Source organism: Streptomyces catenulae, from assembly GCF_000718015.1.
Classification (GTDB): Bacteria; Actinomycetota; Actinomycetes; order Streptomycetales; family Streptomycetaceae; genus Streptomyces; species Streptomyces catenulae.
In genome coordinates this window covers 43,926-61,105 of sequence record NZ_JODY01000007.1, presented here as the reverse complement: position 1 = coordinate 61,105, position 17,180 = coordinate 43,926, and the positions used below count along the sequence as shown (strand labels likewise).

11 protein-coding genes are annotated in these 17,180 nt (G+C 73.0%); 8 read left to right on the top strand and 3 right to left on the bottom strand.

Annotation, left to right across the window (positions count from 1 at the left end; genetic code table 11):
- The first annotated feature begins 6 nt into the window (after positions 1-6).
- The 5 genes from IF23_RS0108890 to IF23_RS0108870 all read left to right on the top strand — a co-directional run bounded on the left by IF23_RS0108890 (position 7) and on the right by IF23_RS0108870 (position 9,390).
- Positions 7-816 carry a DsbA family protein gene (locus IF23_RS0108890; RefSeq protein WP_030281650.1) on the top strand — a complete coding sequence of 270 codons (810 nt, stop codon included), beginning with the start codon at positions 7-9 and terminating at the stop codon, positions 814-816.
- 113 nt (positions 817-929) lie between these two features.
- A complete protein-coding gene (lgt, locus tag IF23_RS0108885; RefSeq protein ID WP_030281648.1) occupies positions 930-1,943 on the top strand; it encodes a prolipoprotein diacylglyceryl transferase in 1,014 nt (337 codons plus the stop codon).
- Positions 1,944-2,297: 354 nt separating this feature from the next.
- Positions 2,298-3,038 (top strand): VIT1/CCC1 transporter family protein, encoded by a 741-nt coding sequence (locus IF23_RS0108880; protein ID WP_030281646.1) that lies wholly within the window; start codon positions 2,298-2,300, stop codon positions 3,036-3,038.
- 291 nt (positions 3,039-3,329) lie between these two features.
- Entirely contained in the window at positions 3,330-7,937 is a 4,608-nt protein-coding gene (gene gltB, locus IF23_RS0108875; protein ID WP_051739437.1) for a glutamate synthase large subunit, read from the top strand.
- Positions 7,930-9,390, top strand: a complete 1,461-nt coding sequence (locus tag IF23_RS0108870; RefSeq protein ID WP_030281641.1) for a glutamate synthase subunit beta — start codon at positions 7,930-7,932, stop codon at positions 9,388-9,390. Before gltB ends, IF23_RS0108870 begins: the two co-directional genes overlap by 8 nt.
- Before the next feature lie 165 nt (positions 9,391-9,555).
- Here IF23_RS0108870 and IF23_RS0108865 read toward each other — a convergent pair whose 3' ends face one another.
- On the bottom strand, positions 9,556-10,041 hold the full coding sequence (locus tag IF23_RS0108865; protein WP_030281638.1) for a PPOX class F420-dependent oxidoreductase: 486 nt from the start codon (positions 10,039-10,041) through the stop codon (positions 9,556-9,558).
- A gap of 252 nt (positions 10,042-10,293) precedes the next feature.
- Entirely contained in the window at positions 10,294-10,812 is a 519-nt protein-coding gene (locus tag IF23_RS0108860; protein WP_245654935.1) for a hypothetical protein, read from the bottom strand.
- Between the two features lie 338 nt (positions 10,813-11,150).
- Here IF23_RS0108860 and IF23_RS0108855 point away from each other — a divergent pair, with 338 nt between their 5' ends.
- The gene (locus IF23_RS0108855) at positions 11,151-11,960 is read left to right on the top strand and encodes a S1 family peptidase (protein WP_030281635.1); all 810 of its coding nucleotides are present in this window, start codon (positions 11,151-11,153) and stop codon (positions 11,958-11,960) included.
- 274 nt (positions 11,961-12,234) lie between these two features.
- Positions 12,235-15,318, top strand: coding sequence for an endo-alpha-N-acetylgalactosaminidase family protein (locus IF23_RS0108850; protein ID WP_030281633.1), 3,084 nt, complete (start codon positions 12,235-12,237; stop codon positions 15,316-15,318).
- A gap of 39 nt (positions 15,319-15,357) precedes the next feature.
- On the opposite strand, the gene IF23_RS0108845 is transcribed toward IF23_RS0108850, so the two are convergent.
- Entirely contained in the window at positions 15,358-16,191 is an 834-nt protein-coding gene (locus IF23_RS0108845) for a helix-turn-helix transcriptional regulator (protein WP_030281631.1), read from the bottom strand.
- A gap of 208 nt (positions 16,192-16,399) precedes the next feature.
- Here IF23_RS0108845 and IF23_RS0108840 point away from each other — a divergent pair, with 208 nt between their 5' ends.
- Positions 16,400-17,134, top strand: a complete 735-nt coding sequence (locus tag IF23_RS0108840; RefSeq protein WP_030281629.1) for an SDR family oxidoreductase — start codon at positions 16,400-16,402, stop codon at positions 17,132-17,134.
- Positions 17,135-17,180 lie beyond the last annotated feature (46 nt).

Sequence of the window (17,180 nt, the reverse complement as noted above, 5' to 3'; positions counted from 1 at the left end):
CCTGGGGTGAGCCAGAAGAACGATGACGGTAAGAGCAACGCCCGCGAGCGGCTGAAGGCACAGCGTGAGAAGGAGAAGGCCAAGGCCCGGCGCAACCGCCAGGCGATCGTCGGCGGAGCGGTGGTCCTGATCCTCGCGGTGGCCGGCGGCATCGCCGTCTGGGCGACCCACTCCGGCGGGGGCGAGGAGAGCGCCAAGCCGCTGGCGGTGCCGAAGGGCGCCCGCGGCGGCGACCGGCCCGCGGTGCCGGTCGGCTCGGCCGGTGCCCCCTCCACCCTGACGGTCTGGGAGGACTTCCGCTGCCCCGCCTGCCAGCAGTTCGAGACCGGCTTCCGCCCGGTCATCCACGAGCTGGAGGACGCCGGACAGCTGAAGAGCGAGTACCACCTCGTCACGATCATCGACGGCAACGGAGGCGGCACCGGCTCCCTCAACGCCGCCAACGCCGCGCTCTGCGCCCAGCACGCCGGTCACTTCCGCGCCTACCACGACGTCCTCTACAGCAACCAGCCGCCGGAGCAGCAGGACGCGTTCGCCGACAAGAAGAAGCTGATCCAGCTCGCCGACAAGGTCCCGGGGCTGGCCGGGGACGCGTTCACGCAGTGCGTCCGGTCCGGTACGTACAACGACTTCGTGCGGCGGTCCAACGACGCGTTCACCAAGACCGGGTTCCGCGGCACCCCGACCGTGCTGCTCAACGGCAAGGATCTGGCAAAGGAGAAGAACGGGCAGTTCACGCCCGCGGACTTCAAGAAGATGGTGCTCGACGCCAACAAGGGCAAGCAGCCCGCGAAGCCCGCCACGCCGGTGCGCTGACCACGCGGTGCGGGGCCCGCCCGGTCCGGTCGCCAAGGTGTGACGGTCGTTACGCAGCCGTTGCCGGGCGGGTTGCCGCCGACCCCGTCCGGCGGGGTAGCGTCGTGACTGCCATGGACCTCGCATTCATTCCCAGCCCGTCGGTCGGCGTCGTACATCTCGGCCCGATCCCGCTCCGGGGCTACGCGTTCTGCATCATCATCGGTGTCTTCCTGGGCGTCTGGCTCGGCAACAAGCGCTGGGTGCAGCGCGGCGGCCGGTCCGGCACGGTGGCGGACATCGCCGTCTGGGCGGTGCCCTTCGGCCTCGTCGGTGGGCGGCTCTACCACGTCATCACGACGTACGAGCCGTACTTCGGCAAGGACGGCCATCCGCTCGACGCCTTCAAGGTGTGGGAGGGCGGTCTCGGGATCTGGGGCGCGGTGGCGCTCGGCGCGGTCGGCGCCTGGATCGGCTGCCGCCGCCGCGGTATCCCGCTCCCCGCCTACTGCGACGCGCTCGCCCCCGGTCTCGCCATCGGCCAGGCCATCGGCCGCTGGGGCAACTGGTTCAACCAGGAGCTGTACGGCCGTCCGACCGATGTGCCGTGGGCGCTGAAGATCAGCGACGACCCGGCGATCGGCCGGATCGGCGGCACCTACCACCCGACGTTCCTCTACGAGTGCCTGTGGTGCCTGGGCGTCGCCGCGCTGGTGATCTGGGCCGACAAGCGCTTCCGCCTCGGCCACGGCCGCGCCTTCGCGCTGTATGTCGCGGCGTACTGCGCGGGCCGCGCCTGGATCGAGGAGATGCGGGTCGACGAGGCGCACCACATCCTCGGGCTGCGGCTCAACGTCTGGACCGCGCTGATCGGCCTGGTCCTCGCCGTTCTCTACATGGTCATCTCGTCCCGGCGGGTGCCGGGCCGCGAGGAGATCGTCGAGCCGGGCGCGCAGGAGGAAGCCCTGGCCGGTGCGGACGCGGACGGTGCCCCGGAGGCGGCGAAGGCGGCGGCGGACGGGTCCGCGGAGAAGGAGCCCGACCCCGCGACCGACGAGGACGCCGACGCCGGGTCCGAGGAGGCCACGTCCGACGCCGGTGCCGACGGCGGGGCGAAGACCGCCGGGAGCGGCGGCAAGAAGAGCTGAGCCGCCGTCGCCCCGGGCGGCGGCCGTATCCCACCACCGCGCCGGGCGGAACCCAGGGGTTCCGCCCGGCGCGGTGTCGTGTGCGCCCACGGCGGTGCGCGCCGCCCGCGCCCGGCGCCCGGCCGGACCGGTGCTGCCGTTCACCCGAACGGCGTCGCGCAGACCGTCGTCACGGTGCCCCGCAGCGGCCTGTGATCGGGATCTCACCCCCGACGCCCGGACAAAACCGCAGGTCAGAGAGGTAAGTTCGGCCTTCCTTGCTAGCGGTGGAGGGGGCGTCACGCCTAGTTTCGAGGTGTTGGAGGGGAAAGTGCCGAACAGCGGCCCACACCTCGTCGAAGGGAGCAGGTCCCTATGTCCGTCACCGATGTCATGGATGCCTCGGCGCCGACCCACGTCGCCCACCGCGACAACCACACCCACCGCGACGTCAACGGCGGCTGGCTGCGCCCCGCCGTCTTCGGCGCCATGGACGGGCTGGTCTCGAACCTCGCGCTGATGACCGGCGTCGCCGGTGGCGCGGTCTCCCAGCAGACGCTCATCATCACCGGGCTGGCGGGGCTCGCCGCCGGTGCCTTCTCGATGGCCGCCGGTGAGTACACCTCGGTCGCCTCCCAGCGGGAGCTGGTCCTCGCCGAGCTGGACATCGAACGCGCCGAGCTGCGGAAGCACCCGAAGGACGAGCGGGACGAACTCGCCGCCCTCTACGTCTCGCGCGGGGTGGAGCCGGAGCTGGCCCGGAAGGTCGCCGAACAGCTCTCCCGCGACCCCGAGCAGGCGCTGGAGATCCACGCCCGCGAGGAGCTGGGCGTCGATCCGTCCGACCTTCCGTCGCCCACCGTCGCCGCGGTGTCCTCCTTCGGATCCTTTGCGCTGGGCGCGTTGCTGCCCGTACTTCCTTACCTGTTGGGCGCTTCCGCGCTGTGGCCCGCGGTGGTGCTGGCGCTGATCGGACTCTTCGCGTGCGGGGCGGTCGTGGCGCGGGTGACGGCCCGCTCGTGGTGGTTCAGCGGGGTGCGGCAGCTGCTCCTCGGTGGCGCCGCCGCGGGTGTGACGTACATCCTGGGAACGGTGTTCGGAACAGTCGTAGGGTGACGCTCCCATGCGGGGGCTCGCATAATTATTGAGTTACCCGACGGTTTCATGTAGCTGACCGCCGGGCATAAGGCCGGGGCGCCACACGGGCAATGTCGCCCGGTGGGCGCCCCGTTTCCGGACCGGGTTGTCCGTCCGCGACCTCGCGCACCGCAGTCACGGTGTCCGCATGTTGGAAGGCTCTATCCCGCTTCCCGAGAAGCGAGCCATCCTGTAACCTGCACGAAATTTCGCGGAGGGCCAACGTCGTCCCTCGGCAGTGCCTATGCCACGACGACGTTGGGAGAGCCGATGCGTTCCGCGTCCACGCACTCCGCGGCCACCGCCGGCGCCACCCGCGCCGCCTGGTCGCCCATGGACGGGCGCCCCGCCCCGCAGGGGATGTACGACCCGCGCAACGAGCACGACGCCTGCGGTGTCGGCTTCGTGGCCACCCTCACCGGCGAGCCCGGTCACGCGCTGGTCGAGCAGGCGCTCACGGTGCTGACCAACCTGGAGCACCGCGGTGCCACCGGCTCCGAGCCCGATTCGGGCGACGGCGCGGGCATCCTCCTCCAGGTGCCGGACGCGTTCCTGCGCGAGGAGGTCACCTTCGACCTCCCCGAGGCCGGCGGATACGCCGTCGGCATCGCCTTCCTGCCCGCCGAGGCCCAGCAGGCGGCTGCCGCCGTCTCGCAGATCGAGACGATCGCCGCCGAGGAGGGCCTGACGGTCCTCGGCTGGCGCGTCGTCCCCGTCGCCCCGGCGCTCCTCGGCAACGGCGCCCGCGCCACCATGCCGGCCTTCTCCCAGCTGTTCGTCTCGGATGGGGAGAGCACCGGGCTGGCGCTGGACCGCAAGGCGTTCGCGCTGCGCAAGCGCGCCGAGCGTGAGACGGGCGTCTACTTCCCGTCGCTCTCCGCCCGCACCCTGGTCTACAAGGGCATGCTCACCACCGGGCAGCTGGAGCCGTTCTTCCCGGACCTCTCCGACCGCCGCTTCGCCTCGGCCATCGCCCTGGTCCACTCGCGGTTCTCCACCAACACCTTCCCGAGCTGGCCGCTGGCCCACCCGTACCGCTTCGTCGCGCACAACGGTGAGATCAACACCGTCAAGGGGAACCGCAACTGGATGCGGGCCCGCGAATCGCAGCTCGCCTCGCGGCTCTTCGGCGATCTGGATGTCGACCGGCTCTTCCCGGTCTGTACGCCGGACGCCTCCGACTCCGCCTCCTTCGACGAGGTCCTGGAGCTGCTGCACCTCGGCGGCCGGTCGCTGCCGCACGCGGTGCTCATGATGGTCCCCGAGGCGTGGGAGAACTCCCCGTCGATGGACCCGGCCCGGCGCGCGTTCTACCGCTACCACTCCACGATGATGGAGCCCTGGGACGGCCCGGCGTGCGTCACCTTCACCGACGGTACGCAGGTCGGCGCGGTCCTCGACCGCAACGGGCTGCGCCCCGGCCGCTACTGGGTCACCGACGACGGGCTGGTCGTGCTCTCCTCCGAGGTCGGCGTCCTCGACATCGACCCCGCCAAGGTCGTCCGCAAGGGCCGCCTCCAGCCGGGCCGGATGTTCCTCGTCGACACCGCCGAGCACCGCATCATCGAGGACGACGAGATCAAGGCGGAGCTGGCCGGTGCCCACCCGTACCAGGAGTGGCTGGACGAGGGGCTGATCGACCTCGCCGACCTGCCCGAGCGCGAGCACATCGTGCACACCCACGCCTCGGTCACCCGCCGCCAGCAGACCTTCGGCTACACCGAGGAGGAGCTGCGGGTCCTGCTCGCGCCGATGGCGAACTCCGGCGCCGAGCCGATCGGTTCGATGGGCACCGACTCGCCGATCGCCGCGCTCTCGGCCCGGCCGCGGCTGCTCTTCGACTACTTCACCCAGCTGTTCGCGCAGGTCACCAACCCGCCGCTGGACGCCATCCGGGAGGAGCTGGTCACCTCGCTGATCTCCTCGCTCGGTCCGTCCGGCAACCTGCTGGAGCCGACCGCGGACTCCTGCCGCAGTGTCACCCTGCCGTTCCCGGTGATCGACAACGACGAGCTGGCCAAGCTCATCCACATCAACGCCGACGGCGACATGCCCGGGATGAAGGCCGTGACGCTCTCCGGTCTCTACCGGGTCGGCGGCGGGGGCGAGGCGCTCGCGGCGCGGCTGGCGGAGATCTGCGCGGAGGCCGCCACCGCCATCGAGGCCGGTGCCCGGCTGATCGTCCTCTCCGACCGGCACTCCGACGCCGAGCACGCCCCGATCCCGTCGCTGCTGCTCACCTCGGCCGTCCACCACCACCTCATCCGTACCAAGCAGCGCACCCAGGTGGGGCTGCTGGTCGAGGCGGGGGACGTCCGCGAGGTGCACCATGTCGCGCTGCTGATCGGCTACGGCGCCGCCGCGGTCAACCCGTACCTGGCGATGGAGTCCGTCGAGGACCTGGTCCGCGCCGGGACCTTCCTGCCCGCGGGCACCGACCCCGAGGCCGCCATCCGCAACCTCATCAAGGCGCTCGGCAAGGGCGTCCTGAAGGTCATGTCCAAGATGGGCATCTCGACCGTCGCCTCCTACCGCGGCGCGCAGGTCTTCGAGGCGGTCGGGCTGGACGACGCGTTCGTCGACACCTACTTCCACGGCACCGCCACCAAGATCGGCGGCGCGGGCCTGGACATCGTCGCCGAGGAGGTCGCGGCGAGGCACGCCAAGGCGTACCCGGCGTCCGGCATCGCCGCCAGCCACCGCGCGCTGGAGATCGGCGGCGAGTACCAGTGGCGCCGCGAGGGCGAACCGCACCTCTTCGACCCGGACACCGTCTTCCGGCTCCAGCACTCCACCCGCGCCCGCCGCTACGACATCTTCAAGCAGTACACGGACCGGGTGAACGAGCAGTCCGAGCGGCTGATGACGCTGCGCGGCCTCTTCGGCCTCAAGGCGGACCGCCCGGCGGTGCCGATCGACGAGGTCGAACCCGCCTCCGAGCTGGTCAAGCGGTTCTCCACCGGCGCCATGTCGTACGGCTCCATCTCGCAGGAGGCGCACGAGACGCTGGCGATCGCCATGAACCGGCTGGGCGGCAAGTCCAACACCGGTGAGGGCGGCGAGGACCCGGAGCGGCTGTACGACCCGGCGCGCCGCTCGTCCATCAAGCAGGTCGCCTCCGGCCGCTTCGGGGTGACCAGCGAGTACCTCGTCAACGCCGACGACATCCAGATCAAGATGGCCCAGGGCGCCAAGCCCGGCGAGGGCGGTCAGCTGCCCGGCCACAAGGTCTACCCGTGGGTGGCGAAGACCCGGCACTCGACGCCCGGCGTCGGCCTGATCTCCCCGCCGCCGCACCACGACATCTACTCCATCGAGGATCTCGCGCAGCTGATCCACGACCTGAAGAACGCCAACCCGGCGGCGCGGATCCACGTCAAGCTGGTCTCCGAGGTCGGCGTCGGCACCGTCGCCGCCGGTGTCTCCAAGGCGCACGCGGACGTCGTCCTCATCTCCGGCCACGACGGCGGTACGGGCGCCTCCCCGCTCACCTCCCTCAAGCACGCGGGCGGCCCCTGGGAGCTGGGGCTGGCCGAGGCACAGCAGACGCTGCTGCTCAACGGGTTGCGCGACCGGATCGTGGTGCAGACCGACGGTCAGCTGAAGACCGGCCGGGACGTGGTCATCGCGGCGCTGCTGGGCGCCGAGGAGTTCGGTTTCGCGACCGCGCCGCTGGTCGTCTCCGGCTGCGTGATGATGCGCGTCTGCCACCTCGACACCTGCCCGGTCGGTATCGCCACCCAGAACCCGGTGCTGCGCGAGCGGTTCAGCGGCAAGGCCGAGTACGTCGTCAACTTCTTCGAGTTCATCGCCGAGGAGGTCCGCGAACTCCTCGCCGAGCTGGGCTTTTACACCCTCGACGAGGCGATCGGCCACGCCGAACTCCTCGACACCACACGGGCGGTGGACCACTGGAAGGCCCAGGGCCTCGACCTCGCGCCGCTGCTGCACGTCCCCGAGCTGCCCGAGGGCGCCGTCCGCCACCAGGCCACCGGCCAGGACCACGGGCTGGCGAAGGCGCTGGACAACGAGCTGATCCGGCTCGCCGCCGACGCGCTGTCCGCGGAGACCGCCGAGGAGGCGCAGCCGGTCCGGGCCCAGCTCGCGATCCGCAACATCAACCGCACCGTCGGCACCATGCTCGGCCACGAGGTCACCAAGAAGTTCGGCGGCGCCGGGCTCCCCGACGACACCGTCGACCTCACCTTCACCGGCTCCGCCGGACAGTCCTTCGGCGCGTTCCTGCCGCGCGGCGTCACGCTGCGCCTGGAGGGCGACGCCAACGACTACGTCGGCAAGGGGCTCTCCGGCGGCCGCATCGTGGTCCGCCCGGACCGCGGCGCCGACCATCTCGCGGAGTACTCCACCATCGCGGGCAACACCCTCGCCTACGGCGCCACCGGCGGCGAGCTGTACCTGCGGGGCCGGGTCGGGGAGCGGTTCTGCGTCCGTAACTCCGGCGCCACGGTGGTCTCCGAGGGCGTCGGCGACCACGGCTGCGAGTACATGACCGGCGGCAGCGCCGTCGTCCTCGGCGAGACCGGCCGCAACTTCGCCGCCGGGATGTCGGGCGGCTCCGCGTACGTCGTCGACCTCGACCCCGCGCACGTCAACAAGGAGCTGGCCGGGGCGGTGCGTCCGCTGGACGACACCGACAAGGAGTGGCTGCGCACGGTGGTGCGCCGCCATCAGGAGGAGACCGGCTCGACCGTCGCCGCCAAGCTCCTCGCCGACTGGGACGCCGCCGCTGCCCGCTTCAGCAAGGTCGTCCCGCCCACCTACCAGGCAGTGCTCGCCGCCAAGGAAGCCGCCGAGCAGGCCGGGCTCTCCGAGTCCGAGACCCACGAGAAGATGATGGAGGCGGCGACCCATGGCTGACCCGAAGGGCTTCCTCAACCACGACCGTGAGGTCGCCACGGCCCGTCCCGTGCCCGAGCGCGTCCAGGACTGGAACGAGGTCTACCGGCCCGGCGCCCTGCTGCCGATCATCAGCGAGCAGGCGTCGCGCTGTATGGACTGCGGCATCCCGTTCTGCCACAACGGCTGCCCGCTGGGGAACCTCATCCCCGAGTGGAACGACTACGCCTGGCGCGACGACTGGAGCGCCGCGTCCGAGCGGCTGCACGCCACCAACAACTTCCCGGAGTTCACCGGGCGGCTGTGCCCGGCGCCCTGTGAGGCGGCGTGCGTCCTCGGCATCAACCAGCAGCCGGTGACCATCAAGAACGTCGAGGTCACCATCATCGACAAGGCGTGGGACAGCGGCGACGTCACCCCGCAGCCGCCCGAGCGGCTCTCCGGCAAGACCGTCGCCGTCATCGGCTCCGGACCGGCGGGGCTCGCCGCCGCCCAGCAGCTGACCCGCGCCGGGCACACCGTCGCGGTCTACGAGCGGGCCGACCGGATCGGCGGGTTGCTGCGGTACGGCATCCCCGAGTTCAAGATGGAGAAGCGGCACATCAACCGCCGGATCGAGCAGATGCGGGCGGAGGGCACCAAGTTCCGGACCGAGACGGAGATCGGCCGCGACATCGACGCGAAGAAGCTGCGCAAGCGGTACGACGCCGTCGTCATCGCGGCGGGCGCCACCACCTCCCGGGATCTGCCGGTGCCCGGCCGGGAGCTGAACGGCATCCACTTCGCGATGGAGTACCTGCCGCTCGCCAACAAGGTGCAGGAGGGCGATCTGACCGTCGCCCCGATCACCGCCGAGGGTAAGCACGTCGTCGTCATCGGCGGCGGTGACACCGGCGCGGACTGTGTCGGCACCGCCCACCGGCAGGGCGCGGCGTCCGTCACCCAGCTGGAGATCATGCCGCGGCCGGGCGAGGAGCGCACCGCGGGCCAGCCGTGGCCGACCTTCCCGATGCTCTACAAGGTCACCTCCGCGCACGAGGAGGGCGGCGAGCGGATCTACTCCGTCTCCACCACCCACTTCGAGGGCGACGAGGACGGCAACGTCCAGTGGCTGCACCTGACGGAGGTGGAGTTCACGGACGGTAAGTTGGTGCAGAAGCCCGGCACCGAGCGGAAGATCCCCGCGCAGCTGGTCACCCTCGCGATGGGCTTCACCGGCACCGACCGGGAGAACGGGCTGGTCGAGCAGTTCGGCCTGGAGCTGGACGCCCGGGGGAACATCGCCCGTGACGCGGAGTTCGCCACCAACGTCCCCGGCGTGTTCGTCGCCGGTGACGCGGGGCGCGGCCAGTCGCTCATCGTGTGGGCCATCGCCGAGGGGCGCTCCGCCGCCCGCGGGGTGGACCGCTTCCTCACCGGTGCCAGCGCCCTGCCGGCGCCGATCAAGCCGACGGACCGCGCACTCGCCGTGTGACGGTACGTCCCCCGCTGTCCCGTACAACGGCGTACGGCGGCATGGGTCCCGGGAGCGATACCGGGGCCCATACCGCGACGCCTGCCTGATTCCCCGACCGGCAGGCGGGCGTCGCGCGTCTCTTGGCGGGCCACCCGCCCCACGCCGGGGCGGGGCGGCCCGTCCTCACTCCCCGGAACCGCCGTCCTCGGCCGCCAACCGGGCGGGGAAGCCGCCGGTGGCGATCGGGCCCCAGCGCCGCGGGATCACCCGGATCAGGGATTTCCCCTGGTCCCGCATGGCCTGCCGGTACTCGTCCCAGTCCGGGTGGGTACCGGCGATGTTGCGGTAGTACTCGACCAGCGGCTCGATGGACTCCGGTACGTCGAGCACCTCGGCCTCGCCGTCGATCTGCACCCACGGGCCGTTCCACTCGTCGGACAGCACGATCACGCTGACCGACGGCGCCCGGCGGGCGTTGCGGACCTTGGCGCGTTCGGGGTACGTCGACATGACCAGCCGTCCGTCGTCGTCCACCCCGCAGGTCAGCGGCGAGCCCTGCGGGGTGCCGTCGGAGCGGCGGGTCAGCAGGATCGCGCGGTGCCGGGGGCGGACGAACTCCAGCAGCTCGGGCAGCTCGACTCGGGTGTTACGGGCGATGGAGGGGCTCATGGCGTGAGCCTAGGGGGTGGCGTGCGCTCCCGGGCCCGTGGCGGGCGCGGCGCCCGGGTGGTGGGGGAGCGGCGCCGTCCGGCGCGCCCCGTGGCCGGGGCCCGTCGTCACGGAGAAGCGGACCGGGGCGGGGAGGGAGAGGTACCGCGGCGCCCCACACGCCGCGGTGCCTCTTCCGCCCCGCCCCGGCCCGGCGTCCGCCGCGGCGCCGCGGGGAGTGGCGCGCCGCCGTGCGGACGGTTCGGGGTGGCCTCAGCGGTGCGAGGCCAGCGGTTTGCCGGTGGCCGCGTCGACGAGGGTGCGGTGGCCGAGCGGCTGCTTGAGGTCCAACGTGACCTTGTCGGTGGCCAGTTGGGCGGTGCACATCTTCTTGTCGTCCTTCTTACGGCTCCAGCCGGAGACCACGACCAGCTTCTCCGACTCCCGTACGTGCGCGCCGTACTTCGCGTCGCAGGCGCCGTGGCCGACGGTCACCGTCACCTTCCGCGCCGAGACGTCCGGCCGGTCCGCCCCGGCCAGCGGCAGCAGCGCCTCCTTGTGTCCGGAGAGCGGCTCGACCTTCGGCCAGTCCCGCACGATGGTGTCGGCGCGCTGCTCGAACGCGTCCTGCCTGCCGGGCGGTGCGGCTCCGACCGTCTGCTCGGCCCCACCGCACCCGGCCAGCGCCGTACCGGCGGCGGTCAGGGCGATCAGGGCGGCCAGGGTGCGCCGCGCGGTACGGCTCTTCCCGGCGGGGGTGCGGGTGGTCCGCTGTGCTGTGGTGGTCCACATGTCTGCCTCCTCGGGTCACGCATGGGACGGAGCCGGGGCCGATCGGGTTCCGCTTGCCGCGCGGTCCCTGCGATCCGTCCGCCGCGGAAGGGGCTTCCCGGGGGCCGCGGGGCCGTGGAATGACCTCTGGGGTGAGTGGGGCCGGGGGAGTTGGCGGGACGGGCACCCTTGTCACGCTGAGCGTCCGCTCACATAATCACAGAGCGCTTTACGGACTCATCCCCCACTGGGTCCGCAGGCCGCACGGCAGGCTGCCCTTTTCGCAGCCGTGTCGCGCACCGGCTCCGGTGGGGCACGCGTCCGTCGTCGACGTGCAACCCCCCACGAAAGGAAGCCCGTTGCGCAGCTCCCTGAAGCACCTCAAGAGAACCACCGCCGCCGGTGCCGTCGCCCTGGCCGCCTTCAGCCTTCTGCCCGGCACCGCCTTCGCGGCGCCCGCCCCCGACGCGTCCGGCTCGGTGAGCACCAAGGTCGTCGGCGGCACCAAGGCCGACCAGGGTGAATTCCCCTTCATGGTCCGGCTGTCGATGGGCTGCGGCGGCGCGCTGTACGCCAAGGACATCGTGCTGACCGCGGCGCACTGCGTCGACGGCAGCGGCGCGAACACCGACATCACCGCCACCGGTGGCGTCGTCGACCTGGAGGACTCGGCCGCCGTCACGGTCAAGTCCACCGAGGTCCTCCAGGCCCCCGGCTACAACGGCAAGGGCAAGGACTGGGCGCTGATCAAGCTGGCGAAGCCGATCGACCAGCCCACCCTGAAGATCGCCCAGGACGACAAGTTCAACAACGGTGACTTCACCATCGCCGGTTGGGGCGCCGACAAGGAGGGCGGCGACCAGCAGCGCTACCTCCTGAAGGCGACGGTGCCGTTCATCGACGACGCCACCTGCCAGAAGGCGTACGGCGACGACCTGACGCCGGGCGACGAGATATGCGCCGGCAAGCTCGACACCGGCGGCGTCGACACCTGCCAGGGCGACTCCGGCGGCCCGATGTTCCGCAAGGACGACGCGGGCGAGTTCATCCAGGTCGGCATCGTCTCCTGGGGCGAGGGCTGCGCCCGTCCCGGCAAGCCCGGTGTCTACTCCGAGGTGAGCACCTTCGCCGCGGACATCGCGAAGGCCGCGGGCCAGCTGGGCGCCTGACCCGCGGGGACGCGCTCCCCACAGCGCGGCGGCGGACTTCCCCCGGGTCCGCCGCCGCACCCCGACCGCCCCGGTACCGGCCCGCCCCGCCGGTACCGGGGCGGTGCGCGTGGGTGCCCGCGGGGACGGGCCGCGTGGCGGTCGGCCCGCCCGCGTACGCCCCGCCCGCGTTAGTCCAACTGCTCTCCCTCCTTTGTCCATAGGCGCGTCCGCCCCACCGGCCGCACGCTGTCCGGCGACAGCCCCGCGGCCGCGATCAGGGAGGACAGCGCGCGTGAACGAAGAGAGAACGGATCCGGGCGGCCCCAGCAGGCGGACGGTGGTCGCCGCCACCGCCCTCGCCTCGGCAGCCGCCGCGCTGCCCCTCGGCGCGGGCACCGCCCTGGCCGCGCCCGGCGCCCGCGGCGGCGAGGCGGTGCTGCGTTCGGCGGCGCTGGAGGTCCGGGTCGCCACCGGGTTCCCGCAGATCGTCGCGTACACCGACCGGGCGGGTGGCGCCGTGCTGCACGGGCGGCGGGACCCGGTGCGCGAGGTGCTGATCGACGGGCGGGCGCACACCCCCGAGGTCACCCACCGCCTCGCCGCCGACCGCGCCACCTACACCCTCGACCTCGGCTCCGGCACCCGGATCGGGGTGGAGATCGCGGTGACCGGACCGACCGTCACCTGGCGGGTCACCGGCATCGAGGAGTCCGCGGCGCTGCCCGTCGGCACGCTGGAGATACCGGGTCTCGCGCTGCTGGGCGTGCGCAGCGACCAGCCGGGCGCGCAGCTGCTCGCCGCCCGGATCGACCTCGACAAGTCCCGCAGCGGCGACACCCTGGTCACCCCCCGGCCGGACGGCGTGCCGGAGGCGGAGCCGACCGGCTGCGCCTACGCGGTCGTCGCCACCGGGCAGTTGGCCGCCGCCGTCGAGACCAACACCGTCCAGGACACCCCGACGGCCGCGACGAGCTGGGAGAACGGGCGGCTGTGGCGGCAGACCGTCCGCGCCGACGGCCACCTCGCGGCGTGGGTGGGCCCCGGTCAGTGGACCCACCGGGCGAAGGGCGCGCCCCGCGACGCCACCGAGCCGCTGCCGTACGCGACCGTCGTCGTCACCGGCGACCGCAACGGCGACGGCGTCGCCGACTGGCAGGACGGGGCCGCCGCGCTCCGCGACATCGCGGTCACCCCTGCCGGGGCCGACACCCAGCATCTGCGGGTCGTCCCGCACATCCCGTTCAACTTCGCCAGCCAGGCCACCAACCCGTTCCTCGCCACCCTCGACGACGTCAAGCGGATCGCGCTGGCCACCGACGGGCTGCGGCAGTTCACCCTGCTCAAGGGGTACCAGTCCGAGGGCCACGACTCCGCGCACCCCGACTACGCCGGGAACTACAACGTCCGCGCCGGTGGCCTCGGCGACCTCAACGCGCTGCTGCGCGCCGGGAAGACCTGGGGCAGCGACTTCGCGGTGCACGTCAACGCCACCGAGTCGTACCCGGAGGCGCACGCCTTCTCCGAGGAGCTGGTGGACACCGCCGACGAGCAGTGGGACTGGCTCGACCAGTCGTACCGGATCGACGCCCGCCGCGATCTGCTCTCCGGGAACATCGCCGCCCGGCTGGCGCGGCTGCGCGCCGAGACCGACCCGGGCCTGACCACCCTCTACTTCGACGTCTTCCGCGAATCGGGCTGGAACTCCGACCGCCTCCAGCGCCATCTGCGCGACCAGGGCTGGCAGGTCGCCTCCGAATGGGGCCACGGTCTGGAGCGCTCCTCGCTCTGGTCGCACTGGGCCAACGAGACCGACTACGGGCCCGACACCTCCCGCGGTATCAACTCCCGGCTGATCCGCTTCGTCCGCAACCACCACAAGGACGTCTTCGCCGACAAGTGGCCGACGCTGCTGGGCGCGCCCCGGATGGGCAACTTCGCGGGCTGGACCGGCAAGACCGACTGGTACGCGTTCCTCGCGATCGTCTGGCGCGACGCGCTGCCCGCCAAGTACCTCCAGGCGTATCCGATCCGCACCTGGGGCGCGCACGAGATCACCTTCGAGGGGCCGGGCCGCACCGCCGTCTCCGACGCGGACGGCGTCCGCCGGATCACCACCGACGGGCGGACGGTCCTCGACGGCGACCGCTATCTGCTGCCCTGGGAGCCGCGCCGCGCCACCGACCCGGCGAAGCTCTACCACTACAACCCGGACGGCGGCGCCTCCAGCTGGCAGCTGCCGCGCGGCTGGGCGGACGCCACCGCGGTGTACGTCTACCGCCTCACCGACCGGGGCCGCGCGGCGGAGCGGCGGCTGCCGGTGCGCGGCGGCCGGATCACCCTCGACGCGGAGCCGGGGACCGCGTACGTGGTGTACCGGCGCAGGGCGCCCGCCCTCCGTGAGCCGCACTGGGGCGAGGGCACCGCCGTCGCCGACCCCGGCTTCCACGGCGGCACCGCCCACTGGCGCACCGAGGGCCCGGTCTCCGTGGTCACCAGCGCGCTCGGCGACCCGGAACTCGTCGTCGCGGCGGGCGCGGCGGCCACCGTCTCCCAGCGCCTGGACCGGCTGCCGCCCGGCGACTACGCGGCGTCCGTGCAGATCGAGGTGGGGGAGCGGGCCGGGCAGCGGCGCCGCGCCGCGCTGGAGGTACGGACCGCCGACGGCACCCGCGCCGCCAACTGGACCGACACCTCCACCGCCGTCAACCACGTCGCCGCCGACCGGAAGCACGGCACCCGCTTCCAGCGGCTGACCACCCGCTTCACCGTGCCGGAGGGCGGCGGCCCGGTCACCCTCGCGCTCACCGCGGTGGCCGGGACGCCGCGGGTGCGGTTCGACAACGTCCGGGTGGTGCGCGCCGGACACAGCGTCCGGCCCGGGACGCTGGTGTACGAGGACTTCGCGCACGTCCCGCAGGGCTGGGGCGTCTTCGTCAAGGGCGACGCGGGCGGCGCCACCGACCCGCGCACCCACCTCAGCGCACGCCATGCGCCGTACACCCGCCGCGGCTGGAACGGGAAGGCGGTCGACGACGTCCTCGACGGCGCCGCCTCGCTGAAGTCCCGCGGCGAGAACCCGGGCGTGGTGTACCGCACCGTGGCGCACACCGTCCGCTTCCGCCCCGGACGCCGCTACCGGGTCTCCTTCTCCTACGTCAACGAGAAGGCCGGGCAGTACGCCTGGCTCACCGCCGTCGACGAGCCCGCGCCCCGCGAACTCGACCGCCACCCGCTGCCGGTGGCGACCGCACCGGCCACCTTCACCCACGAGTTCACCGCGCCCGACGGCGGTGAGACCTGGGTGGGGCTGCGGAAGACCGGTGACGACGACAGGGCGGAGTGCGTGCTGGACCGGTTCGAGGTGCGGGAGGTGTGAGACGGCCCCGGGCCCGGCCACCGGGCGGCCCGCCCCCGGCTACCGGGTGGCCCGCTCCGCGGAGGCGTGGAGCGAGCCGAGCAGTGCCAGGGCCCGGGCGCTCGGGCTGCCGGGTTCGGCCTGGTAGACCACCAGGTGCTGGCCCGGGGCGTCGCGCACGTCGAAGGACTGGTAGCCGAGCGTCAGGGGCCCGACGTCCGGGTGGCGCAGCTGCTTGGCGTCCCGGGTCTTGCCCCACACGGTGTGGGCGTCCCACAGGCGGGTGAAGTCCGGGCTGTGGGCGGTGAGTTCACGGACCAGCTCCCGCAGCCGGGGGTGGCCGGGGGCGAGGCCGGACGCCTGGCGCAGATGGCCCACGGTGGCCTCCGCGGTGCGGTTCCACCGGGTGTAGAACTCCCGGCCCACCGGGTCGAGGAAGACCATCCGGGCCAGGTTGTCCGCCCGCGCGAAGGGCGAGTGCAGGGCCTCGGCCAGGGCGTTGCCCGCCAGGAGGTCCAGGGTCGGGTTGAGGACGAACGCCGGGGCGTCCGGGTAGCCGTCCAGCAACCGGCGCAGCGCCGGGGAGACGCGGTCCGTGGTGGCGGCGGGCGGGCCGTCCGGCGCGGTCCCGGCCAGCCGGTACAGGTGGGCGCGGGCGTCGGGGGCCAGGCGCAGGGCGCGGCCGAGCGCGTCGAGCACCTGGGCCGACGGGCGGCGTTCGCGACCCTGTTCCAGGCGGGTGTAGTAGTCCATGCTCACCCCGGCCAGGACCGCGACCTCCTCCCGGCGCAGTCCGGCGACCCGGCGCACGCCGTGGCCCACCGCGCCGACGTCCTGCGGCCGCAGGCCCGCCCGGCGCGCGCGGAGGAACTCTCCCAGGTGATTGGCGGTCATGGACCCAGGCTAGGGCGCGGGGCGGGGGCGCCGCCTGGGTGTGCTGCACCCAGGCGGCACCCGTCCTGGCCGGTGGCCGCAGGTCCGCCCAGACTCGGCCGGGCAGGACGGACCCGCACCCGGGGCGACGGGGTCGGTGCCGACGGGCGGCCCCGCGGGGCGCGCCCCACCGCGAGCACCCCGGGCCCCGCCGAGAGGAAGAGCAGAGATGACGGACACAGCGAAGGTCGTGGCGGTCACCGGGGCGAGCAGCGGGATCGGTGCGGCGACCGCCCGCCGCCTCGCCGCCGACGGCCACCGGCTGTTCCTCGGAGCCCGGCGCACCGACCGGCTCGCCACGCTGACCGAGGAGATCACCGCCGCGGGCGGCACCGCGGCGTACCGGCGGCTGGACGTCACGGACGCCGACGACGTCCGCGCCTTCGTGTCCGCCGCCCACGAGCGTCACGGCCGGGTGGACGTGCTGGTCAACAACGCCGGGGTGATGCCGCTCTCGCCGCTGGACGCGCTGCGGACCGACGAGTGGGACCGCATGATCGACGTCAATGTGCGCGGTGTCCTGCACGGTATCGCCGCCGCCCTGCCCCTGATGCGCGCCCAGGGCGGCGGACACCTCGTCACCCTCGCCTCCGTCGGCGCGTACGAGGTCTCGCCCACCGCCGCCGTCTACTGCGCCACCAAGTTCGCCGTCCGCGCGATCTCCGAGGGGTTGCGCCAGGAGTCCGCCGGAACCGTCCGGGTCACCCTCGTCTCCCCGGGCGTGACCGAGTCCGAACTCGCCGACGGCATCTGCGACCCCACCGCCCGCGAGGCCATGAAGAGCTACCGCGCCGTGGCCCTCCCCGCCACCGCCGTCGCGGAGGCCATTTCCTACGCCCTCGCCCAGCCCCCGCACGTCGACGTCAACGAGATCGTCGTCCGGCCGGTGGTGAGCGCCGGGTGACCGTGGTGGCGCGGCACGGCCGACCGGACGGTCTCGCCGGGGTCCC

Bases quoted from the DNA above. Each gene is read 5' to 3' on its own strand.
- lgt (WP_030281648.1), top strand. From the start codon at position 930: ATGGACCTCGCATTCATTCCCAGCCCGTCGGTCGGCGTCGTACATCTC.
- IF23_RS0108880 (WP_030281646.1), top strand. From the start codon at position 2,298: ATGTCCGTCACCGATGTCATGGATGCCTCGGCGCCGACCCACGTCGCC.
- gltB (WP_051739437.1), top strand. From the start codon at position 3,330: ATGCGTTCCGCGTCCACGCACTCCGCGGCCACCGCCGGCGCCACCCGC.
- IF23_RS0108870 (WP_030281641.1), top strand. From the start codon at position 7,930: ATGGCTGACCCGAAGGGCTTCCTCAACCACGACCGTGAGGTCGCCACG.
- IF23_RS0108865 (WP_030281638.1), bottom strand. From the start codon at position 10,041: ATGAGCCCCTCCATCGCCCGTAACACCCGAGTCGAGCTGCCCGAGCTG.
- IF23_RS0108860 (WP_245654935.1), bottom strand. From the start codon at position 10,812: ATGTGGACCACCACAGCACAGCGGACCACCCGCACCCCCGCCGGGAAG.
- IF23_RS0108845 (WP_030281631.1), bottom strand. From the start codon at position 16,191: ATGACCGCCAATCACCTGGGAGAGTTCCTCCGCGCGCGCCGGGCGGGC.
- IF23_RS0108840 (WP_030281629.1), top strand. From the start codon at position 16,400: ATGACGGACACAGCGAAGGTCGTGGCGGTCACCGGGGCGAGCAGCGGG.